The 20815-nt window shown below is 53.0% G+C and carries 20 protein-coding genes; 13 read left to right on the top strand and 7 right to left on the bottom strand.

What is annotated here, in order from left to right; genetic code table 11:
- The first annotated feature begins 94 nt into the window (after nucleotides 1-94).
- The 5 genes from FE845_RS07375 to FE845_RS07355 all read left to right on the top strand — a co-directional run bounded on the left by FE845_RS07375 (nucleotide 95) and on the right by FE845_RS07355 (nucleotide 4604).
- Nucleotides 95-1009, top strand: coding sequence for a LysR family transcriptional regulator (locus FE845_RS07375; RefSeq protein ID WP_200363001.1), 915 nt, complete (start codon nucleotides 95-97; stop codon nucleotides 1007-1009).
- Entirely contained in the window at nucleotides 1002-2294 is a 1293-nt protein-coding gene (gene pepQ / locus FE845_RS07370) for a Xaa-Pro dipeptidase (RefSeq protein ID WP_200362999.1), read from the top strand. The genes FE845_RS07375 and pepQ overlap by 8 nt, the downstream gene beginning before the upstream one ends.
- 98 nt (nucleotides 2295-2392) lie before the next feature.
- On the top strand, nucleotides 2393-2599 hold the full coding sequence (locus tag FE845_RS07365) for a bacterioferritin-associated ferredoxin (RefSeq protein WP_200362997.1): 207 nt from the start codon (nucleotides 2393-2395) through the stop codon (nucleotides 2597-2599).
- A 167-nt stretch (nucleotides 2600-2766) separates the two neighbouring features.
- A complete protein-coding gene (gene bfr / locus FE845_RS07360; RefSeq protein ID WP_200362995.1) occupies nucleotides 2767-3243 on the top strand; it encodes a bacterioferritin in 477 nt (158 codons plus the stop codon).
- Nucleotides 3244-3251: 8 nt separating this feature from the next.
- A complete protein-coding gene (locus FE845_RS07355) occupies nucleotides 3252-4604 on the top strand; it encodes a phosphomannomutase (protein WP_200362993.1) in 1353 nt (450 codons plus the stop codon).
- A 154-nt stretch (nucleotides 4605-4758) separates the two neighbouring features.
- On the opposite strand, the gene FE845_RS07350 is transcribed toward FE845_RS07355, so the two are convergent.
- Nucleotides 4759-5883: a phospholipase A gene (locus tag FE845_RS07350; protein ID WP_200362991.1), complete on the bottom strand. Its 1125-nt coding sequence runs from the start codon at nucleotides 5881-5883 to the stop codon at nucleotides 4759-4761.
- A 13-nt stretch (nucleotides 5884-5896) separates the two neighbouring features.
- Nucleotides 5897-6235: a hypothetical protein gene (locus tag FE845_RS07345; RefSeq protein WP_200362989.1), complete on the bottom strand. Its 339-nt coding sequence runs from the start codon at nucleotides 6233-6235 to the stop codon at nucleotides 5897-5899.
- A 198-nt stretch (nucleotides 6236-6433) separates the two neighbouring features.
- On the opposite strand from FE845_RS07345, the gene FE845_RS07340 reads away from it, so the two are divergent.
- Nucleotides 6434-6847 carry a c-type cytochrome gene (locus FE845_RS07340; RefSeq protein ID WP_200362987.1) on the top strand — a complete coding sequence of 138 codons (414 nt, stop codon included), beginning with the start codon at nucleotides 6434-6436 and terminating at the stop codon, nucleotides 6845-6847.
- Nucleotides 6848-6910: 63 nt separating this feature from the next.
- On the opposite strand, the gene rep is transcribed toward FE845_RS07340, so the two are convergent.
- Nucleotides 6911-8929 carry a DNA helicase Rep gene (gene rep / locus FE845_RS07335; RefSeq protein ID WP_200362985.1) on the bottom strand — a complete coding sequence of 673 codons (2019 nt, stop codon included), beginning with the start codon at nucleotides 8927-8929 and terminating at the stop codon, nucleotides 6911-6913.
- A 147-nt stretch (nucleotides 8930-9076) separates the two neighbouring features.
- Between rep and FE845_RS07330 the strand changes: the two genes are divergently transcribed.
- The 4 genes from FE845_RS07330 (at nucleotide 9077) to rmf (ending at nucleotide 15174) form a co-directional block, all read left to right on the top strand.
- Nucleotides 9077-10813, top strand: coding sequence for a putative bifunctional diguanylate cyclase/phosphodiesterase (locus FE845_RS07330; protein ID WP_200362983.1), 1737 nt, complete (start codon nucleotides 9077-9079; stop codon nucleotides 10811-10813).
- 49 nt (nucleotides 10814-10862) lie between these two features.
- On the top strand, nucleotides 10863-13187 hold the full coding sequence (locus FE845_RS07325; protein ID WP_200362981.1) for a Tex family protein: 2325 nt from the start codon (nucleotides 10863-10865) through the stop codon (nucleotides 13185-13187).
- Between the two features lie 68 nt (nucleotides 13188-13255).
- On the top strand, nucleotides 13256-14809 hold the full coding sequence (gene gshA, locus FE845_RS07320; protein WP_200362979.1) for a glutamate--cysteine ligase: 1554 nt from the start codon (nucleotides 13256-13258) through the stop codon (nucleotides 14807-14809).
- Nucleotides 14810-14955: 146 nt separating this feature from the next.
- Nucleotides 14956-15174 carry a ribosome modulation factor gene (rmf, locus tag FE845_RS07315; RefSeq protein ID WP_200362977.1) on the top strand — a complete coding sequence of 73 codons (219 nt, stop codon included), beginning with the start codon at nucleotides 14956-14958 and terminating at the stop codon, nucleotides 15172-15174.
- Nucleotides 15175-15191: 17 nt separating this feature from the next.
- Here the strand turns inward: rmf and fliL are convergent, their stop codons facing one another.
- Nucleotides 15192-15635: a flagellar basal body-associated protein FliL gene (gene fliL / locus FE845_RS07310; protein WP_200362975.1), complete on the bottom strand. Its 444-nt coding sequence runs from the start codon at nucleotides 15633-15635 to the stop codon at nucleotides 15192-15194.
- 114 nt (nucleotides 15636-15749) lie between these two features.
- On the opposite strand from fliL, the gene FE845_RS07305 reads away from it, so the two are divergent.
- Nucleotides 15750-16256, top strand: a complete 507-nt coding sequence (locus tag FE845_RS07305) for a disulfide bond formation protein B (RefSeq protein WP_200362973.1) — start codon at nucleotides 15750-15752, stop codon at nucleotides 16254-16256.
- Nucleotides 16257-16371: 115 nt separating this feature from the next.
- Entirely contained in the window at nucleotides 16372-16851 is a 480-nt protein-coding gene (gene rsd / locus FE845_RS07300; protein ID WP_200362970.1) for a sigma D regulator, read from the top strand.
- A gap of 107 nt (nucleotides 16852-16958) precedes the next feature.
- On the opposite strand, the gene FE845_RS07295 is transcribed toward rsd, so the two are convergent.
- From FE845_RS07295 to FE845_RS07285, 3 genes are all read right to left on the bottom strand, one after another.
- Nucleotides 16959-17693: an FKBP-type peptidyl-prolyl cis-trans isomerase gene (locus tag FE845_RS07295; protein WP_200362968.1), complete on the bottom strand. Its 735-nt coding sequence runs from the start codon at nucleotides 17691-17693 to the stop codon at nucleotides 16959-16961.
- A 149-nt stretch (nucleotides 17694-17842) separates the two neighbouring features.
- Nucleotides 17843-18226 carry a DUF4124 domain-containing protein gene (locus FE845_RS07290; RefSeq protein ID WP_200362965.1) on the bottom strand — a complete coding sequence of 128 codons (384 nt, stop codon included), beginning with the start codon at nucleotides 18224-18226 and terminating at the stop codon, nucleotides 17843-17845.
- Nucleotides 18220-18786: a DUF2390 domain-containing protein gene (locus FE845_RS07285; protein ID WP_227714179.1), complete on the bottom strand. Its 567-nt coding sequence runs from the start codon at nucleotides 18784-18786 to the stop codon at nucleotides 18220-18222. The genes FE845_RS07290 and FE845_RS07285 overlap by 7 nt, the downstream gene beginning before the upstream one ends.
- A gap of 40 nt (nucleotides 18787-18826) precedes the next feature.
- Here FE845_RS07285 and FE845_RS07280 point away from each other — a divergent pair, with 40 nt between their 5' ends.
- Complete coding sequence (locus tag FE845_RS07280) at nucleotides 18827-20806, top strand: ATP-binding cassette domain-containing protein (protein ID WP_200362963.1); 1980 nt, start codon at nucleotides 18827-18829, stop codon at nucleotides 20804-20806.
- Nucleotides 20807-20815: the final 9 nt, after the last annotated feature.

The following is a 20815-nucleotide window of genomic DNA, read 5'->3' as shown; positions in this document are numbered from 1 at the left end:
GTGGATGCGATAGGCTATGATGCTTGCAGTGAGTAGCCTATGAAAAACCATCACCCTTCACCTGTCCTCTTTACCGTTATTCGCTGGGGAATCCATGGAAATACGTTGGCTGGAAGACTTCATGGCACTGGCCCGCGCGCGCCATTTTTCTCGTGCTGCTGAGCTGCAACATGTCAGTCAGCCCACATTCAGTCGCCGCATCAAACTGCTTGAAGAAGCCATGGGCGCCACTTTGATTAATCGGCAGACCCTACCCTTGTCTTTAACGCCCGCTGGCGAGCGTTTTTTTGAGTTGTGCCAACGGGTAACCCGGGATGTTCGCGATGTGCGAAGCCAGATTGCAGATATGGAGGCGGAAGTATCTGCACGTATTAGTGTGGGATCCACTCAAGGGCTCTTTTCTCACTTCTATCAGGGCTGGGCTAGCGAAGTAGGTGTTGCAGACCGTCTTCAACTTAACCTCAAGGCGACAAGCTGGGTGGGAGAGCAGTTTCTAGATGCCCTTGATGGTGGTGAGTGTGATTTGGTGCTGTGCTATTGGCATCAAGACTTGCCGTGGGCTGAGCGGCTGGGCCGTGGCGAGTATGAGTCCATCGTTATCGCCCGCGAGTGGCTTGTGCCGGTGAGTGTTGCTGCCGAAAGCGGTGAACCAAGATTTCCCCTGCCGGGAGCCGCCGGACAAACCGTACCGCTGATTGCTTACCACTCACGAGGCTTTTTGCAGTCTGCTATTGAGGCGCATTTGTCGCGCAGCAAAGAGTCTGTAAACCTCTTGCCGTTGAACGAGAACACCCAGTCGGCAAGCATCAAGGCGCTGGTGAAGCAGGGCTTTGGCATGGGCTGGTTGCCCAGCCGGATGACGGAAAAGAGCGAGCAATTTGGCAGCCTTACAAGGGCTGGCGACGAACGTTGGGATGTGCCGCTGGACATCCGCCTGATCCGCTTGCGAGAGCCACGTACAGACGATCTTCTAACCCTCTGGAAAACACTGGAAAACCAACATGCCTGACACTGAGCTTTTAACTCTCCAGATTGATCATGTAGGTATTCTGCAGAGCCGCTATGAGAAGGCTCTGGAAGACCATGGTTACGATAGTTTACTGATCAGCTCTGGCGCGGCTCCGATGCGTTATGACGACGATCAGTCGTGGCACTTTCAAGGTTATGGCCCCTTTCTGCACTGGACCGGATTGGTTGGGTATGAGCATGCTTGGTTGCTGATCCGCAAAGGCCGAAAGCCTTTGCTCTCACTGTATCAGCCGGTTGACTTTTGGCATGCAAGTCTCGAATTGGCCCAAGAACCGTGGCTCGATGGGTTTGAGCTTCGTTTCAGCGAAGGCCGCTCGGCGCCTAAACTGGATGGCCTGAGCCAGCTAGCTGTTCTTGGTGATCCGTCTTTGCTAGTTGGCATACCGGGCGATGAAAACCCGGGTGCTCTTTGCGCGGCGCTCAATGAAACCCGAGTGCACAAAACGGCTTACGAAATTGCTTGCTTGGCTCACGCCAACAAGCTGGCGATGACCGGTCATCGCGCTGCTCGGGATGCGTTTTTAGCGGGCGGCAGTGAGTTTGAGATCAACTTGGCGTACCAGCGGGCAACGCAACAACGCGAGGCGGATGCGCCTTATCACAGTATCATTGGGCTCAATGAGCACGCTGGCACGCTGCACTATCAATATTACGATACGGGGGCACCAGCAAAATCCCGTAGCTTACTCATAGACGCTGGCGTGCGTTACCGGGGTTACTGCTCTGACATTACTCGTACTACAGCGGGTGTTGGGGAAGGGCGGTTTGCCGCACTCGTGCAAGGGCTTGAACAGTTGCAGTTTCGGCTCTGCAAAATGGTGGCTCCCGGCGTTGATTATGTGGATATACACCGTAAAACCCACCTGGGCATTGCGGCATTACTGGGCGCTGCGGGGCTGGTTAGCGACTTGAGCGATGAAGATATGGTTGCAAAAGGCGTTACCCGTGCTTTCTTTCCCCACGGGATTGGCCACTTTCTTGGTGTACAAGTGCACGATGTTGCCGGAAAACCTGTAGCGCCTCCCGCCGATGCACCTTTCCTGCGCCTGACGCGAACTCTGGAGCCGGGCATGGTGGTGACCATAGAGCCGGGGTTGTATTTCATTCCCTCTTTGCTCGAGCCACTGTTATCTGGGCCTCTTGGGCGTCACATCAACCAGTCATTGCTTGACGAGTTACAAGGCTGTGGTGGAATCCGTATAGAGGATAACCTGATGGTGACGGACTCCGGCTACCGAAACCTGACGAGGGAGGCCGAAGCCTGAAACAACCTGTTGCACAAAATTAACACAGGGGGCTTGCAATCCGTGATGCTAATGACAATAATTATCACTAACATTGTTGTCGTTGGTGGAGTTGCGTTATGTATGTATGCCTTTGCCACGGAGTCACAGATCGGGACATCCGTGAAGCTGCAGAAAATGGTGTTTCATCCATGCGCCAGCTTGGTAAAGAGCTTGGCGTAGGTACCCAATGCGGGCGTTGTGCCTCCATGGCACGGGGCATACTGCGCGAAAGCCGCTCACCGGACTATTTGGCGCTTGCAAACATGCTCGCAACCCCTGCCTGACGCAATTAACGTTTATTTCCGTTCCGCAATTTTGTAATGCGCCTTAACGCGCTATCCTTGTTAGGTGATGAGAGAGCTTTGAAAGCTCACTGAACCCGACCCAATCAGCCAGATAGGCCTTTGTTAGAGAAGGGTGAGTTAGCTGGCTGAGATCAAGGAGTGCTGCAATGAAAGGCGACAAAAAAGTCATACAATTCTTGAATAAAGTTCTTGCCAACGAACTGACCGCTATCAACCAGTATTTCTTGCATTCGCGCATGTACAAAGACTGGGGTATCACCAAGCTCGCGGCCAAGGAATACGAAGAATCCATCGACGAAATGAAGCATGCGGATCAGTTGATCGAACGCATTTTGTTTCTGGAAGGCCTGCCCAACTTGCAAGACCTCAACAAATTGATGATTGGTGAGAACGTTGAGGAAATGATTGCCTGTGACCTCAAAATCGAGCACATCGCTCACGTGGACCTGAAAGAAGCGATTCTGTATTGCGAAGAAGTTCAGGACTTCACTAGTCGTGAACTGTTCCGCAGCATTCTCGATAGCGAAGAAGAACACATCGACTGGCTGGAAACCCAGCTTGAGATGATTAACCAGATGGGCATACAAAACTATATTCAGCTTCAGTCAGCTGCCTCGGAGTAAGCCAGACAATGGATTTGTCCTGTTTCAAAGCCTATGATTTGCGCGGTAGCGTACCAGAGCAGCTAAACCCTGCTCTGGCCGAGCGCATAGGGCGCGCCTATGTGGAAATCACGGGCGCAAAAAAAGTCATCGTCGGCTACGACATTCGCCTCTCAAGCCAAGAAATCACCGAAGCCCTAAGCTCCGGGCTAATGGCAGCGGGCGCAGACGTGTTCGATATTGGCTTGTGTGGCACAGAATACGTGTACTTTGCCACCAGCCACTATGGAATGGACGGTGGCATCATGGTTACCGCCAGCCACAACCCCAAAAACCACAACGGCATGAAAATGGTAGGGCCGGAATCCCGCCCCATCAGCTCCGACAACGGTTTGAATGATATTCGGGATAGGGTACGCGAGCCCTTTTCGGACGCGCCGGTGCAGGGCAGATACGAGGCACTGGAAGTCACCAGTGCCTACATAGACCACTTGTTGGGGTACATCGACGCGAGCGCACTGGCGCCGATTAAAATCGTTGTTAACGCTGGCAATGGCGGCGCTGGCTTGGTCATCGACCAACTCGAAAAGCACTTGCCTTTCGAATTCACCAAAGTGCATCATCAGCCCGACGGAAACTTCCCAAACGGCGTGCCCAATCCCATTCTCGAAGAAAATCGGGAAGCTACAGCCAACGCCGTCATCGAACACGGCGCCGCCATGGGCATCGCCTGGGACGGCGATTACGACCGCTGTTTCTTCTTCGACGAAAACGGCCGCTTTATTGAGGGCTATTACATCGTCGGCTTGCTGGCAGATCAATTCCTACGTAAAACTGGCCCGGGCAAAGTTATCCACGACCCCAGGCTAACCTGGAATACCCAAGATCTGGTAAAAGCAGCCGGTGGCGAAGCCATTGAGAGTAAAACTGGCCATGCTTTCATCAAACAACGCATGCGCGACGAAGACGCTGTCTACGGTGGCGAAATGAGCGCCCACCACTACTTCCGCGACTTCGCTTACTGCGACAGCGGGATGATTCCGTGGTTGCTGCTTGCAGAACGCCTATGCCAATCCGGTAAGCCCTTCTCATCCCTTATAGATGCTCGAATCGAAGCCTACCCGGCTAGCGGTGAAATCAACCGCACCATCAACGACCCGGCGAAAGTCATCGCCGCGATCGAAGAAAAATACTCGCACGGTGCGAAGAGCGTCAGCTACGTCGATGGCTTGAGCATCGAGTTCGACACCTGGCGCTTCAACCTACGCATGTCCAACACCGAACCTGTGGTTCGTTTGAACGTGGAATCCCGTGCTGACATACCGCTGATGAAAGAGAAAACGGAAGAACTTCTCGCGGAAATGGAGCGGTTGAATAACTAAAAGCGAAGGGTAGTGGAAGGCTATTCCAGAGCTGGGGCCGGGGTGCCGGTATAAGTTGCGAAAACTGTGCGGAGCCAAGCGTACATGGAAGTATTCACAGCATGTTTTCGCAACTTATACCGGCATCCCGGCAAACTCCGAAGCTAAAGAAAACTCAGAGCCAGTCGTTCAACATAATCCCAATCCCGAATCGCTCAATCCGATGATTGTAATCAATCAAACTCTCCCCATACCCATTGGAGTACTGGAAAAAACCCTTAATCGTATCCCCCAGCGGAAAGCTATAACCAAACTCCAACGACGTACGGTTATCCGAACGCAGATTATTCATCAGTCTAAGTGAAAACGTCCGATCTTCCGCAAGCTTATAAACAACATTGTAATTGGCGTATCCAAGGTAACGCTGAATATCTTTGTTATCGTCTTCCTTGTCCTCAGGAATCCGATACCAGGGCTGCACACTGAACAGCCAGCGCCCGCGAGTAAAAGCAGCGCCCGCCATAACTCGGTTCCAACTCCTTGAACGAGGCTCTGATTGACCGTTCGATTGATGATTGATACCAACCGACATACCACTGAGCGTCACAAAGCCTAAATCCCAATTAGCCAAATGGCGCAAAAAAATCTCCGGCTCATAGTTCGTCTCACGAAAAGGTGCTGAATCATCCTGATTGTAAACCTGCCAAAACGAACGCTGGGTATAACCGAACCACAACGTAGTCTCATCCTCCAGCCAGCCTGTCAGCAAAGGAACCTTAAAACTAATTTGGTACTTGGCCTCCTCATTCTCCAGATCATAATCGTAACCTGTCGTGCCCAGTCTAGGGCTAACCGGCGCTTGGTTCGTGTCATCCATCCAAGTAACCGGCAGAATATAAGACGGACGATGACTGATAAAACTGCCCGAAAAAGAAAACAGTGCTCTTTCCGCCTTTACGCTGCGCTCCACCATGTTCGTCATCACACCCGCATCAGGATTATCCCCTTCAGACGCTTCAACGGCACGGCTTTGGCTCTCTCTTGAAGGGGCCAAGGTTTCAGCGGTTCGCTCCGTCTCCTCAACTTTCTGCTCTGTGGCGTTTTCTCTTGCTATTTTCGGGTTGTTGAATGAGTCATAGCAGGCAAGCCGTTGCACACCTTCGCGTATCAGCGCGCAGTCTTCCGGGGAGGCAGCCTGAATATCACTGGATGGTCCACCTTCCTTGGCGAGAGTTAGTGCTGGCCATAACAAAGCTAGTGCAGCTGTCGTTGAAAGCCACAGGTAGGGGCGTTTTCGCATTCTTTGGATCTCTCTATGCCGCATTAAGGCTAAGCCACGTACTGGCAATGCCGTAAACCCAAACGCTGATGAGGGTAAGTGCCAGCAGTGAAAAAACTAATTTATGCCGAAGTTGGTTGGCTGCACTTGCCGCCACAACCCAGCGTAAATACATAAGGCCAATAAAACTGATAAAAACCCCAAGGCTTGCAAAGGCGGGTATCAGCAGCCATGCAGGGTTGATAGTATGGCCTGTGTCCGTTTGGCTTGAGAACCAACCCATAGATGCCAGCAGCACAGCCAGCGAGCTAAACTCTGTGATCAGAAGCGCCTTACGCAAGGGATGTGGGGAGGGTTTCTCCAAGTTATTCATGGGTTGAATCCTGAGGTTCTGGGATAAGCTGCAACATGGTAACCGGATGTTGTGAAAGAGTCTCCATACAGACCAAATGGCAATAAAAATGGTGGAAATCAATTTATGATTTTGCTATTCGGTTTTTTTGCCTGGATTCAGTCGCTATAATGCGGCAACCAAAGATTATAACGCTCAAATGCGAGGTGCATTGTGAAGATGAAGAGAGTCCTGGCTGTTGTATTGCTCGGTTTCGGTATTACTGCTGGTGCCGTCATGGCAAGTGTTGACGACGAAATCCGTGCGCGAATCCAGCCGGTTGGCGAAGTTTGCCTGCAGGGTGAGGAATGCGGTGAAGCCGCTGCTGCCACTGAAACTGCCAGCTCTGGGCCCCGTTCAGGTAGCGAAGTGTACGATGCCGTATGCATGGCGTGCCACACCACCGGCGCAGCGGGTGCACCTGTTATCGGCAATGCGAGTGACTGGGCTCCGCGTATTGACCAAGGCATGGAAACCCTGATCAATCACGCTATCAACGGTTTCAATGCCATGCCCGCCAAAGGTGGCTGTGCAAGTTGTCCGGATGAGGAAATACAAGCCGCTGTGGAACATATCGTGGCTGAGAGTAAGTAAAACTAAAGCTCTTATTTCCGAAAACCCCGCACACGTTATGTACAGTGCGGGGTTTTTGCGTTTTTATAGCCCCAAATCGCCAAGCAGGGCACTCAATGTCGCCTTGCCTTTTTTCTGGTTGGCTTCAACATCCAAATCTCCCGTGCCTTCCCAGCGTACATCGTCTGGCGGCAACTCATCGAGAAATCGGCTAGGTATGGTTTCGATCTTTTCTCCATACTGCCTGCGTTGGGCGGCATAGGTTAGAGTTAGCGTTTCTTTTGCGCGGGTAATTCCCACATACATCAGCCGTCGTTCTTCCTCAATGTTACCTTCTTCAATACTGGATCGATGGGGCAAAATTTCTTCTTCAAGCCCAAGAATAAATACATGAGGAAACTCCAGACCCTTGGATGCGTGTAGCGTCAGCAGCTGTACCTTGTCGCTGTCATCCTCTTCTTCCCGCTGCTCCATCATGTCGCGCAGAATCAGCTTGGTAATCGCATCTTCTATGCCCAGTTCATCCGCAGTACCTTTGCCGTCGTCCAGCATGCGTTGAATGGAGTCCACCAAGTACCAGATATTCTCCATGCGCCGCTGAGCTTGCTTCGGGGTGCCGGAGTGTTGATGCAACCATTCCTCGTATTCAATGTCGGTGAATAGTTGTTTTATTACGGGCACCGGGCTCTCGCTGTGCAGGCGCTCGCAGGTAGCATCCACCCAGTGGGCAAAGCGCCGCAGCCGGTCTAGCCCCTTTTCGGTTACGTGGGATTCCGCCCCCATATCGCTCAGCGATTTGAACAGGCTAACGTTGCGCGCTCGGGCATAGTGGCTGAGCTGCTCAAGGGTGCGCGGGCCAATTTCTCGCCGAGGCACGTTCACCACACGCAGGAAAGCAGCATCATCATCCGGGTTAATCAACAGCCGCAGATAAGACATGGCGTCTTTGATTTCGTTTTTCGAGAAAAACGACTGTCCCCCCGAAATGCGATAGGGAATTTGGTAGGCCTGCAACTTCATTTCCAGCAAGCGAGCCTGATGGTTGCCCCGGTAAAGCACAGCGAAATCTCTGAATGCCAGCCCCTTTTTCAGCTTTTGGTCGAGAATTTCCGTGGCCACTCTTTCGGTTTCTGCGTCTTCGTTGCGGCAACGCACAATACGGATTTCGTCGCCAATGGTGTGATCACTCCACAGAGATTTTTCGAACACGTGAGGGTTGTTGGCGATAACGGTGTTGGCGGCCCTAAGAATGCGCGATGTGGAGCGATAGTTCTGCTCAAGCTTTACAATCTTCAGGCTTGGGAAGTCTTCTTTCAGTTGGGCCAGATTTTCCGGCCGTGCCCCGCGCCAGGCATAGATCGACTGGTCGTCATCGCCAACCACGGTAAACGCCGCGCGCTCGGCAACCAGCATTCGCACCAACTCGTACTGGCAAATGTTGGTATCTTGATACTCGTCCACAAGCATGTAGCGGATTTTTCTGCGCCACTTTGCCAACGCCTCGGGATTATTCCGGAACAGTTGCACTGGCAGCAGAATCAGGTCGTCAAAATCGACGGCATTGTAGGCCTTCAGGTATTCGCTGTAGTGCTTGTATACGATGGCAATGCGTTGCTCCCGTTCATCGGCAGCTTTGCTGTATGCTTCCGCCGGCCCCCGCATGGCGTTTTTCCAAGATGAAATTGTCATTTGCACATCGTTCAGTTCATCGCCCGCGTCGGCACTGGCCTCCCGCAGCATCAAGTCTCTTAAAAGAGCTTTGGCGTCTTCCGCATCAAAAATGGAGAAGCCGGGGTGATAACCCAGATGCATGTGTTCTTCGCGAATTATATTCAGCCCAAGGTTGTGGAAGGTGGAAACGATCAAACCCCGGGTTAGCTTGCGATCCACAATCTTGCCCACCCGCTCTTTCATCTCTCTGGCTGCTTTGTTGGTGAAGGTAACTGCAGCAATGTGGCGGCCCGGAATACCAAGGTGTTCAATCAGGTAGGCGATTTTTCGGGTGATTACGCTGGTCTTGCCGCTGCCTGCGCCGGCCAGCACAAGCAGGGGGCCGTCTGTGTAGCGGACAGCTTCATTTTGTCGCGGATTGAGTTTATTCACGAATACACTGCCAGAATGGTTTGATACGGAGGTTCTCTCGCTAAGACAATAGTCTACACCAGCCAGACTTACTGTACCTTGCCGATCTATCAGCTATCCTTTTAACAGAAGAGGCTTGTTGCTCACGCACCCATGGACTTTTGCTCAATGACCTTGCCACAGGAAACCCTCGAACACGACCAGCTTCGCCTGTTGGTCCTGACGCCAGACTACACTGATTTTCTCTGGGTCAATGCGTTGCTGGCGAGAGATACGGAGATCACTGCAGACTCAACCTGGTGTCCGGATCTTTTGGATTGTGACGATCTTATCCACAATGCGAAATTCGACATTGTGGTGTGGAACTGTGTGGTTCATGGTGGCTCAGAAACCGCTTTCTTGCAGTATTTGGCCGTTGCCACTGGCGATCGCCCGATTTTGGCACTCAGTGCCGAAACGCCAGAGGAGCGGGCGAGTGATTTGTTAAACGGTGGTGCAGCGGATTACTTGAGTCGTCAGGAGCTTGATCACTGGAGCTTTCGTCGGGCAGTAAAGTGTCTTTGGTATCGCGAGCAGTTGGCAAATTCCGCACATAGCCAGTTAGGCCGCGGTGTCGCCAGCGGCTTTATTAACCGGGACCTATTCTTTGATAGGTTGCAGCAAGCCTTGCACCGAGCTAAACGGGGCAACCATCGGCTGGCGCTTTTGCATCTCAATATTGATGATTTTCGCAGTATCAACGAGTCTTTTGGCTACCAAAAAAGCGACCAGTTGATGATAAAAGTGGCCGCTCAGGTGCGTCAAGAGCTGCGCCGCGTGGATTCGCTAATGCGAATAGGTGGTGACGAACTTGCCATCATCGTTGAGAGAATAGAAGACTCTCTGGATATCACCCAAGTTATACGCAAGATTGTTAACGCGCTAGACGAGCCGGTAACGATTGATGGTCAAAGTGTGGTTGTCAGTGCCAGTCTGGGTGTTGCCACCTACCCTGAAGCCGGAAATAGCCCTGAAAATCTCATGCGCCGTGCCAATCGGGCAATGTTTGAGGCGAAACGGGACCCGGGCACCAGTTACCGGTTTTACGATCGGCAACTCCATATCTCAGCAGGCTATCAGCTCAGGCTGGAAGCGGACCTCCGCAATGCCTTGCGCGGCAATGAGTTGGAACTCTATTACCAGCCAAGAATTGATCTTGATAGCAACGACGTCCGCGGCGTTGAGTGCCTGTTGCGCTGGAATCACCCAGAGCGGGGCCTTGTTGGGCCAGATGAGTTTATCCCGGTTGCCGAGCGCAGTGGTTTGATCGTTCCTATCGGCTACTGGGTTTTGGAGCAGGCTTGTAAGCGGTTAAAAGAGTCCGCGGAGCTTGGGTTTCCGGAGCTGGTGTTTGCGGTCAATCTTTCGTTTCGCCAATTTTATGATCGCAAGATGACTGAGACCATATTCCGCATTATCTTCAACGCCAATGTTGATACCAGCCTGTTGGAGTTGGAGCTAACGGAAAGCGCCATGATGCACGATCCTGAATACGCCCAGCGCTGCCTGCGAGAGCTTAACCAGCTTGGCATCAGTTTTGCGTTGGATGATTTTGGCACTGGTTTTTCCTCCCTCAGCAACCTCCAGCATTTACCGATATCGTTGGTGAAAATCGATAAATCGTTCGTGCAGGCGCTGGGTCAGTCTGCAGACGCAGAGCACATTATTCGTGCGATTATCAGTCTGGCTCATAGCCTTCAAATCAGTGTGGTGGCCGAGGGCGTCGAGACCGAAAGCCAGCTGAAATTTTTGCGGCAGCAACACTGTGATGAAATCCAAGGCTTCTTTTATGCCCGCCCCATGCCTTGGTCTGACCTTGTGCAATTCCTGAACAAGCGTGGCCAGTCCGCTTGCCTGCAACAGTAAGCCGCTGTACCTTTGCTGCTTTACCAGAAACGTATCAGACAGAGGTTGCATGAACAGTATCTTCAGGCGCATTGCCGACGAACTCGGTGTACGCGAACAACAGGTTAATGCCACCGTCGCCCTGCTGGACGAAGGCTCCACGGTTCCGTTTATAGCCCGTTACCGTAAAGAGGTAACCGGGTCTTTGGATGACAGCCAACTGCGCACCCTTGAAGAGCGCCTGCGTTACCTTCGGGAACTGGAGGATCGTCGTGGCACCATCCTCAAGAGCATTGAAGAGCAGGGCAAGCTGACTGACGAGTTGCGCGATAATATTCAAGATGCGGACACCAAAAACCGGTTAGAAGATCTGTACTTACCTTACAAACCCAAACGTCGCACCAAGGCTCAAATAGCGCGGGAAGCGGGCTTGGAACCTCTGGCCGATAGCCTGTATAACGACCCGACTCAGGACCCGGATTCGATCGCCAAGGGCTATATAAACGCAGACGCAGGCGTTGCTGACACCAAAGCCGCCCTCGACGGTGCCCGTTATATCCTGATGGAGCGTTTCGCGGAAGATGCCGAATTGCTGGGCGAACTGCGTGACTTTATTTGGCAGCAGGGGCAGCTAAAAGTCACAGTTATAGAAGGCAAAGAAAACGAAGGCGCCAAGTTCCGGGATTATTTCGATCATGTGGAGCCTCTGAAGAAGGTGCCCTCGCACCGGGCCTTGGCCATACTGCGTGGGCGCAATGAAGGGGTTCTCTCCTACACGCTTGTAGTGGGCGACGCTGACGAAGATCGTCGCCAGCCGCACCCCGCCGAACAACGCATTGCTGCGCGCTACAAGATTCGTGATACGGGGCGTGCTGCCGATAAGTGGCTGTCGGAAGTGGTGCGCTGGACCTGGCGGGTGAAGCTGTCTACGCAAATAGAAACAGACCTTATGGCGCAGGTGCGCGAGGCCGCAGAAACTGAAGCAATCAACGTGTTCGCCGCCAACTTGAAAGATTTATTGTTACTGGCTCCTGCAGGGCCTCGCCCAACCCTCGGGTTGGATCCCGGGCTGCGAACGGGCGTAAAAGTCGCCGTTATCGATGGCACTGGCCAAGTGGTTGGACATGGTTCCATTTTCCCCCATGCACCCAAAAACCAGTGGGACAGTTCTATTGAAAAGCTCGCTGCCTGGTGTCGCGAATACCGCATTGAGCTGGTGGCCATCGGCAATGGCACCGCCTCCCGTGAGACCGAAAAGTTGGTTGGTGATCTCAGTAAACGCTACCCGGAACTGAAGCTGGCGCGGATTGTTGTCAGCGAGTCCGGTGCCTCGATCTATTCTGCGTCGGAGTTTGCCTCCAAAGAATTGCCCGATCTGGACGTAACCATTCGCGGTGCCGTCTCCATTGCCCGCCGGTTACAGGATCCCTTGGCTGAGCTGGTTAAAATCGAGCCCAAATCCATCGGTGTTGGCCAATACCAGCACGATGTGTCTCAGGTTCAGCTTTCCCGCAGCCTTGATGCGGTGGTTGAAGATTGCGTTAACGGTGTCGGTGTTGATTTGAACACTGCGTCTGCGCCTCTGTTGTCGAGGGTGTCAGGCCTCAATCACACCATCGCTCAGAACATTATTGAGTACCGTAACCAGAACGGCGTTTTTCGTAACCGCAAGCAGTTGTTGAAAGTAGCTCGGTTGGGTAACCGGACGTTTGAGCAGGCCGCAGGCTTTCTGCGCATTGCCAGTGGCGAGAATGCACTAGACCGCTCATCGGTGCACCCCGAGGCCTACGGTATTGTTGAAGCCATTGCAGCGAAGAATAACCGTAAGGTTGAAGGAATTATCGGAGATGCAGCGTTTCTGCGTGGTCTGAATCCTCAGGATTACGTAACAGATCAATTCGGCTTGCCAACAATTCGCGACATTCTCTCCGAGCTTGAAAAACCGGGCCGGGACCCACGCCCCGAGTTCCGCTTTGCAAGTTTTGAAGACGGTGTGGAAACCCTGGGCGATCTGGTCCCCGGTATGATCTTGGAAGGCTCTGTCACCAACGTTACAAATTTTGGTGCGTTTGTGGATATTGGGGTCCATCAGGACGGCCTGGTGCATATCTCTGCACTTTCCCATACCTTTGTAAAAGATCCCCGGGAGGTGGTTAAGGCCGGGGATATTGTGAAGGTGAAAGTGATGGACGTGGACATCCCCCGTAAGCGGATTGCGCTGACTATGCGGATGGATGACCAGCCCGGTGAGAAAGCAGAGTCGAAACGGGGCACTTCGGCACCTCGTTCTGCCGCCAAATCAGCGCCTCGGGGCCAAAATAAAGGCGCGGAGCAAGGCGCTATGGCCGGTGCTTTGGCGCAGGCGTTTGCGTCGGCCAGCAAAGACAAGCGTTAAGCGGTTTCAACTATTTCCACCAGCCAGCAAGGCCCATAAGGCACCGCTGGCTGCAGCAGGAGTCAAACATGGCCGAATCCCGGCACTCTATTTTTCGTCAATTCGCCGCGAGCGACTGGAACGGTTTCCTGAAAGGAGTCGAGAAGGAAGGTTTGCGCGTTGACCGCAATGGCTTTATTGCTCAGACGCCCCATCCGGAGGCTTTGGGCTCAGCGCTGACGCACCCGTCTATCACAACCGATTACTCCGAAGCGTTGCTCGAGCTGATTACGCCAGTATGCAGCAGTACCTCCGAAATGCTTGAGTCTTTGCGGAACACTCACCGCTTTGTGCAGCAGAATCTTGGGGATGAGGTTTTCTGGCCTGCGAGCATGCCCTGCGAACTGGACGGCGACGCCAGCATTCCCATCGCGGAGTATGGCTCCTCCAACACCGGTCGGCTAAAACATGTCTACCGGCAGGGTCTGGCGGTGAGGTACGGGCGCATGATGCAAAGTATCGCCGGCACCCATTACAACCTCTCGCTGCCGGACAGCTTCTGGGATATCTGGCAGAACGCGCTGGGTGACCAGCAAAGCATGAAAGACTTCAAGTCCGAGCAATATTTCTGGCTAATTCGTAATTTCCGCCGCAGAAGCTGGCTGCTGATGTTGCTCTTCGGCGCCTCGCCAGCTTTGGATGCGAGCTTTGTTGACGGTGTGCGTCACGACCTTAGCCGGTTTGACGAGCGTAGCTGGTTTGGTGACTATGCCACCTCATTGCGCATGGGCGACCTGGGGTATCACAACAACGCCCAGTCGTCGTTGAATATCTGCTTCAACAAGCTCAGCACCTATACCCAAACTCTGGATAGAGCCATTCATACCAATTGGCCAGCCTATGAAGCTTTGGGTACCCAGCGTGACGGCCAGTTCATCCAGATCAACACCAGCGTGCTGCAGATTGAAAATGAGTACTACAGCGCTGTTCGCCCTAAGCGCACCGCGCAAAGCGGAGAGAAGCCGATTCACGCGCTCGAATCCCGCGGTGTGGAGTATATCGAAGTACGCTGTTTGGATCTCGACCCCTTTTCTCCGGTAGGGGTAAATGAAGCTCAGATCGATTTTCTGGACCTCTTCCTGTTGGATTGTCTGCTTTCAGAGTCGCCGCGAATCGATGATGCCGAGTGCAGTTTGTTGGATGACAACTACAAAGATGTTGTGTCCAAAGGTCGTAATCATGAGCTGACCCTGTGCAGGGCTGGCGAGCGTACGCCCATTGGTGAAGCGGCTACGGAAATACTGGATCGCCTAGAGCCGCTGGCAGGTGTGCTCGACGGCTGGAATGGTGGTGACGTGTATCGCAAGGCTCTTTCAGCTCAGCGGAGTGTTCTCTCCGGTGACAGCCAAGTGCCGTCTGCCCGAGTTATTGATGCCATGCGGGCTTCCGGTCTCGGTCACAAAGACTGGACCATGGATATGGCGCTAAAACATCAGAGCCTGCTTCGTAAAGAAGGTATGGATGCCAGTGTGGAAGCGGCCTTTGTTGCGGCAAGTAAGAATTCGATAGCCGAACAGAAACGAATTGAGGCATCGGACACTCTGACGTTCAGTGACTTTCTTGAACAATACCTGCGCTCCTGAAACGGGGCGCAGAAAGTGTCGTTATGTTAGGTAGTTTCAGTTGGTTCTCATCATTGGCGGACATGCTTCACAGAAGCGGAACAAAAATTTGTCACTTTCTGACGCTGGTGCTAACTTCAGTAGCATCAGTTAGAGGGAGACGCGATATGGTAAAGGATATGAAACTCGGCTTGGGCATCGAAGCCCTGAATAAAGCCTATCGTCAGGGCCACTTGGCCGCTTCCATGGGTATGGATAAAAGCCGTTGCCCCTATCGTGGCGAAGTGGTTGTTGCTGCCTGGGAGGCTGGTTGGGATGACGCCGGTGAAATTCTCCGGGAAGAAGCAGCCATAGCGGAAAATGATCTGTTCTCCCGGATTGCCTAAAACGCTCTGGTTCTGCCCTACTTTTGCACTACGAATTCTGTAAACAGCACGCCGGTTATTGCTTCGTCGGTTTGCTGTTCCTCCAGCACTGCATTTATTCTTGATTTGGCTTCCTCACGCAGCGCCTGTTGGCCTTCCATAGTGGTCAGTGTGTCTGTATCTGTCTGCTCACCAAACAGCATCACCAGTTCATGGCGTAGCCTTGGCATGTGGGCTTCCACCGCGGGCCTTGTGGTTTGCTTTGAGGCCCTGAGACTGATGGTTGCTTTCAGGTAGGTTAATTTGCCGCCCGGGCTTCCAACGTGAGTTACGAAGGCCGGTTCCATGGCAATATAATCCGTAATGCCCGATTTTTCTGCGGCTCCATCGTCGCTATTGGCGGCGTCTTCTGCCCAGGCGTTAGGTAGCTGCAAAAATAGCAATAAGATAATGAATAAAACGAATTTTGGCTGAGGTGTCATAAGCTTGCAGTTCGTCGTGGTTTAGGGTTTAGTGACAAATTCAGCAGCGTTTCCGCCGGATAAACCGAGAATAGCAGGCCAGGCAACGCATTTGTGTAAAACTGAGGAAACTTTGTGAAAGTAAGAGCACTCTTTGCACTCGTTTTTGTTGTCTGCGCCGGGTTATTGGGTGTGGCATTTTATATGGAGCACGTTATGGGGCTTGAACCTTGCCCGCTGTGCTGGCTCCAGCGCTTTGGTTTTATGGGGGTTGGGCTGGTGAGCCTTGTGGCGGCTTTGCATGGTCCCAAGTCGTTAGGGGTGCGTGTATACGGCATTTTGCTGGTGGCAACTGCCGGCGCCGGGCTGGGTGTTGCGGGCCGACAGTTATGGCTCCAGAGCTTACCTCCGGATCAGGTGCCTGCCTGCGGCCCCTCGGTGGATTACATGCTGGAAGTGCTGCCGTTTATGGATGTGCTGACGACGGCCCTCAAGGGTACAGGCGACTGCGCCGCGGTGGTTTGGCGATTTTTAGGGTTGAGCATTCCGGGTTGGAGCGCTGTGTTTTTTGCGCTGCTGGTAATTTTGGGTTTGATCATGCTCTTCCATCGGGGAAGCCCGAAAACCCACATCGCGGGTTGAAACGGTTGCGACCGGAAGCCAGCCTGGGGTAAGTTGATTCGGACTTAACAAATATCAGCACCATGCATCAGCACTATGGCTGAACAGTAGGATTTTCAAGCGGAGATCAGGCGTTATGTTGGAAAACTGCCGAAATGCCAGGGAGCGCTGGGGTGGCGTCAGCGAGCTTATTGATCGTTGGCTTAAGGATCGTCAAGAGCTTCTGGTTCACTACTGCGATTTGTCCGGAGAAAGCGATTTCTCGCAAACAGAGGCTTTGAAAAACAAGTTTGTACGGCTATGTGAGGTGTTGGTTGACTATGTGTCTACCGGCCACTTCGAGATTTATGAGCAGCTTGTCAGGGAGGCCCGTGAGTTCAACGATGGAGGGTTGGAGCTGGCAGCTAAAGTATACCCACGTATTGAACAAACCACAGAAGTGGCGCTTAACTTTAACGACCAGTTGGGCGAAGCTGATTTGTCTGAAAAAGATGTGAAAGCACTGTTTGAGCAGCTTTCCCATCTTGGTGAAACGCTGGAAAGCCGCTTTGAGATGGAAGACTTTTTGATTGAGCATCTGCACAACGTGCATGGGGATAAAGTAGCCCCGGCCTGAGTTGGTTTGATATAGGCGATCACAAAAAAGCCTCAGCACCTACAAGGTTGCTGAGGCTTTTTTTGCTTCAGGCGGGCTGAAGCTTGCGCTCTAGATTGCTTTCTAGATCATTCGGACGCAGAGTTTTCTTCGTCTGCACCTGGGTTCACCGCCAGTAGCTCCACATCGAAAACCAAGGTTTCGTTGGGGCCAATTGAGCGGTTTCCGCCCGGGCCGTAGGCTAGATCAGAAGGAATGTACAGCTTATAGCGGGCGCCTTCGCTCATGAGCTGCAGGCCTTCGGTCCAGCCGGGGATAACCTGGTTCAGAGCAAATGTAACTGGCTCGCCGCGCTCGCGAGAGCTGTCAAAAACCTCACCGGAAAGCAGCTCACCGGTGTAGTGCACCTGTACGGTATCGGTTGCACCCGGCTGTTTACCGTTACCCTCTTCCAAAACTTCGTACTGAAGCCCAGAATCGGTTGTTTCGATACCATCGCGCTCAGCGTTCTCAGCAAGGAAGGACTCACCGGCTTCACGGTTTTTCTCGGCCAACTCTTCAGCTTGCTTGCTTTGCTCTTCTTGCAGCGACTGTTGGTATTCCATCAAAGCCTTCTGGATCTCTTCGCGGCTCATACGCTTGGCTTCCTCGTCGCCAGCATGTCCGTGTTGAATCCCCTGAAGGAATTGATCCATTTGAAGGTTTGGCAGGTCGTTACCCATCCGCTCACCCAGCACAAGACCCATGCCATAGCTGACCTTCTCGTCGGTAGAGTCCAGCTTCGGGTCTGCTGGAGTCTCAGGGGGCGTTGAACATCCAGCAACCACGCCTGTCATCGCCAGTGCAAGTAGCGTTTTTTTCATTACATCATCCTTTCGGGTTGGTACGGAGTGGGCTAAGACCCACGTATTGTGTGTGTCAAAGGGCAAAAGGTAGCGGGTTCAGAGCGCAGATTCCACTGAACATCTGTTAAGGCGCTACAGATATCTTTTGTGGAGCTGCGAATGGGACGTTAGCTGCCATTGCTGCCGGCATTTGGGCTAAGCGTGAAGGGCGCACTATAGGGGGATTGCCAATCGGTCTCAGGATTCGAGATTCTCGCAGGCGCTCGATTATTGTCAGCTCTCTCGATGGCGAGCGTATTCCATGGACCTTGTTCCGGCGGCTGGTCGGCATAGTGCCAGTTGCCATCGGTATCTTTCCACTTGAAAACAATGTCGGGGCCTTCTGTCGGTATCGGCGAGGGGACCAGCCCCTCGAATGCTGGAATTTCCGACTGAGTTTCTTCCGCAACAGGCTCGGAAAGTTGGTCTGGCTCATTAAGGCCGAAGACTATCAGTAGCATCAATAAGCCGAGAGCTGGGAACGAGAGCCGAACAAGCCATTTGATCAGCATGGCGTCGCGCCTCCGGGTTGAAGGGTGGAGATGATGTCGCGCAAAATACCAAGCAATTGTTTGGCTTCCGGGCTTGTGCCTGCTGCCGGTGCTGCAGCCGTTAGGTTAGACTGGATCAGCTCGTCACTTGCATACATATTGCTTGGTTCCGGGTTGGGGGCTTTGGAATTCCGCCACACTAAGGCCAGTTCTATTCGTTCTGCCTCCAGCTCAAGATTGGCGAGGTTTGTGCGCAGAAGGAAGTAGGCTGTCTGTTCTTTGGGCACAGATCTGCGAATGCTGCGTAAGCTGCCGGTTACACGGTTACGCCACTCTGTTACCGTAGCCTCCTCGATTCCGGTGTAGGCTCTGCCGTTGAGGGCAAGCCATCCGGCGCATAAAATTCGTGTTACGCTCCAGCCCTCATCCTGAAGTGCCAAACAGGTTTCTTGTGCCGCTGAGTGCTGCCAAATTGCCAGTGCAAATCGCCAAAGAGGGTTGTCCGGCTCTAAGTCTTCCGGTAACTCCATGGTTTTTAATGGTAAATCTTGGGAGACGAGCGAGCTGGCTGACATGAGCATTGTACCGTCCCTGACAATTTCACCTTGAATATATGACAACATGTTAACGATAACCGATCTCAGTTTACAACGGGGTGGCGCCTGGTTGCTAGATTCCGTCGCCCTAACGGTTCAATCCGGCCAACGTGTGGCGGTTGTTGGTGCCAATGGTGCTGGCAAATCCAGCCTCTTCCAGTTACTGCTAGGACAACTAACGCCGGAGCAGGGCAGTGTGTCACTTCCCGGCGGCTGCCGTATTGCGCACATGGCGCAGGAAGTGGAGGCGACAGAGCGAAGCGCCAGAGACTTCGTTCTTGATGGAGATCTGGATTTACGGCGGCTTGAGCGCGAACTCGAGCAGGCGGAAGCCCAGGGCGATGACAACGCCGTTGCGCACATACATGGTGAATTAGATGTACACGAGGCTTGGTCTGCCGCGCGGCGTGCAGAATCTTTGCTCCGGGGCCTAGGATTCCGGAATGAAGACCCAGACCGGCCAGTATCCGCCTTCTCAGGCGGATGGCGTATCCGTCTGAACCTTGCTCAGGCGCTCATGCGGCCTTCCGATCTTTTGTTGCTTGACGAGCCAACCAACCACCTGGATCTTGATGCCTGCCTTTGGCTAGAAAACTGGCTGCGCCGTTACGATGGAACCCTGCTGTTTATTTCCCACGATCGTGACTTCATGGATAGGGTGGCCACCCACGTAGTGCATTTTGATCGTCAGAAGCTAGAGCTGTATACGGGTAACTACTCAGCGTTTGAAGGCCAGCGCAGCGAGCGGATTGCGCAACAGCAAGCTGGCTTTGAACGGCAGCAAGCGAGAATTGCCGAAATCCAGCGCTTTATTGATCGCTTCAAAGCGAAAGCCACCAAGGCTAGGCAAGCACAAAGCCGGGTAAAATCTCTGGAGCGGATGGAGAAAATTGCCCCTGCACACATAGATTCACCGTTCAGCTTTGAATTTCCCATGGCAGACAAGGTATCCAACCCGTTGCTCTCCATAAGGCACGGGCAAGCCGGGCATGGTGACACCAAGGTACTTAGTAACATTAATCTGACCCTTCTTCCGGGGAGTCGTATTGGATTACTGGGCCCCAACGGTGCCGGCAAATCAACGTTGATGGATGCGTTGCTAGGGCAGGGCGAGCAAGGTACCGCTAGCACCTTGTTATCCGGTGAGCGCACCTGCGGCGAGCATCTGGCGATAGGGTACTTTGCGCAACACCAGTTGGAATCACTCGATCTTGATGCAAGTCCCTTTCTTCACTTGCAACGGTTAGCTCCCAAAGCGTCTGAGCAAAGCGTGCGCAACTTTCTCGGTGGCTTTGATTTTCACGGTGATGAAGCCCTGAGCCCCATCCGCTCATTCTCTGGCGGAGAGAAAGCTCGTGTTGCTTTGGCGGTTATTGCTTGGCAAAAGCCCAACCTGCTTTTGTTGGATGAGCCGACCAACCACCTTGATCTGGAAATGCGTCAAGCCTTAACGATGGCGCTACAGAACTTTGAAGGCGCTATTGTGGTGGTGTCTCACGACAGGCACCTGTTGCGTAATACCGTTGACGAATTCTGGCTGGTGAATGATGGCCATGTTGTTGAGTATCAGGGTGATCTTGAAGATTACGAGAGTTGGTTGGCGGATCGCCGAAAAGACGATGCCGAACCACCAAAGCGACAGCTTGGCAGTGCCGCTGGTTCCGCAGACGCAGCATCGGCACAAGCAGACACGGCTGTCGGGGAAAGTGCTGACGACAGAAAGGCCCGCAAACGCGCGGAAGCGGCGCTCAGACAGAAACTAAGTCCATACCGTAAGAAGCAGGCGACATTGGAAAAGCAGATGGAAACTCTGCATGAGACGTTAAACGACTTGGAGTCTGAGCTCGCCGATCCTGCCCTTTACAGTGATGAGTCCAAAGGCCGCTTAAAAGACCTGCTAGGTAAGCAGTCTGCGGCGAAAGGTCAACTTGAAGATGTCGAAGCTCAGTGGCTTGAGGTCAGTGAAACAGTCGAGACAATGGAGGATGAGCTGGCGGGACAGTGAAGCGAAGTG

The organism is Marinobacter sp. 1-4A (assembly GCF_016597725.1).
In the GTDB taxonomy this organism is placed as follows: Bacteria; Pseudomonadota; Gammaproteobacteria; order Pseudomonadales; family Oleiphilaceae; genus Marinobacter.
The sequence above is the reverse complement of the archived record's forward strand: the minus strand, read 5'-3'. Positions and strand labels throughout refer to the sequence as shown.

Coding starts and splice junctions, on each gene's coding strand:
- FE845_RS07375 (WP_200363001.1), top strand. CDS start 95: ATGGAAATACGTTGGCTGGAAGACTTCATGGCACTGGCCCGCGCGCGC.
- pepQ (WP_200362999.1), top strand. CDS start 1,002: ATGCCTGACACTGAGCTTTTAACTCTCCAGATTGATCATGTAGGTATT.
- FE845_RS07365 (WP_200362997.1), top strand. CDS start 2,393: ATGTATGTATGCCTTTGCCACGGAGTCACAGATCGGGACATCCGTGAA.
- bfr (WP_200362995.1), top strand. CDS start 2,767: ATGAAAGGCGACAAAAAAGTCATACAATTCTTGAATAAAGTTCTTGCC.
- FE845_RS07355 (WP_200362993.1), top strand. CDS start 3,252: ATGGATTTGTCCTGTTTCAAAGCCTATGATTTGCGCGGTAGCGTACCA.
- FE845_RS07350 (WP_200362991.1), bottom strand. CDS start 5,883: ATGCGAAAACGCCCCTACCTGTGGCTTTCAACGACAGCTGCACTAGCT.
- FE845_RS07345 (WP_200362989.1), bottom strand. CDS start 6,235: ATGAATAACTTGGAGAAACCCTCCCCACATCCCTTGCGTAAGGCGCTT.
- FE845_RS07340 (WP_200362987.1), top strand. CDS start 6,434: ATGAAGAGAGTCCTGGCTGTTGTATTGCTCGGTTTCGGTATTACTGCT.
- FE845_RS07330 (WP_200362983.1), top strand. CDS start 9,077: ATGACCTTGCCACAGGAAACCCTCGAACACGACCAGCTTCGCCTGTTG.
- FE845_RS07325 (WP_200362981.1), top strand. CDS start 10,863: ATGAACAGTATCTTCAGGCGCATTGCCGACGAACTCGGTGTACGCGAA.
- gshA (WP_200362979.1), top strand. CDS start 13,256: ATGGCCGAATCCCGGCACTCTATTTTTCGTCAATTCGCCGCGAGCGAC.
- rmf (WP_200362977.1), top strand. CDS start 14,956: ATGGTAAAGGATATGAAACTCGGCTTGGGCATCGAAGCCCTGAATAAA.
- fliL (WP_200362975.1), bottom strand. CDS start 15,635: ATGACACCTCAGCCAAAATTCGTTTTATTCATTATCTTATTGCTATTT.
- rsd (WP_200362970.1), top strand. CDS start 16,372: ATGTTGGAAAACTGCCGAAATGCCAGGGAGCGCTGGGGTGGCGTCAGC.
- FE845_RS07295 (WP_200362968.1), bottom strand. CDS start 17,693: ATGAAAAAAACGCTACTTGCACTGGCGATGACAGGCGTGGTTGCTGGA.
- FE845_RS07290 (WP_200362965.1), bottom strand. CDS start 18,226: ATGCTGATCAAATGGCTTGTTCGGCTCTCGTTCCCAGCTCTCGGCTTA.
- FE845_RS07285 (WP_227714179.1), bottom strand. CDS start 18,786: ATGCTCATGTCAGCCAGCTCGCTCGTCTCCCAAGATTTACCATTAAAA.
- FE845_RS07280 (WP_200362963.1), top strand. CDS start 18,827: ATGTTAACGATAACCGATCTCAGTTTACAACGGGGTGGCGCCTGGTTG.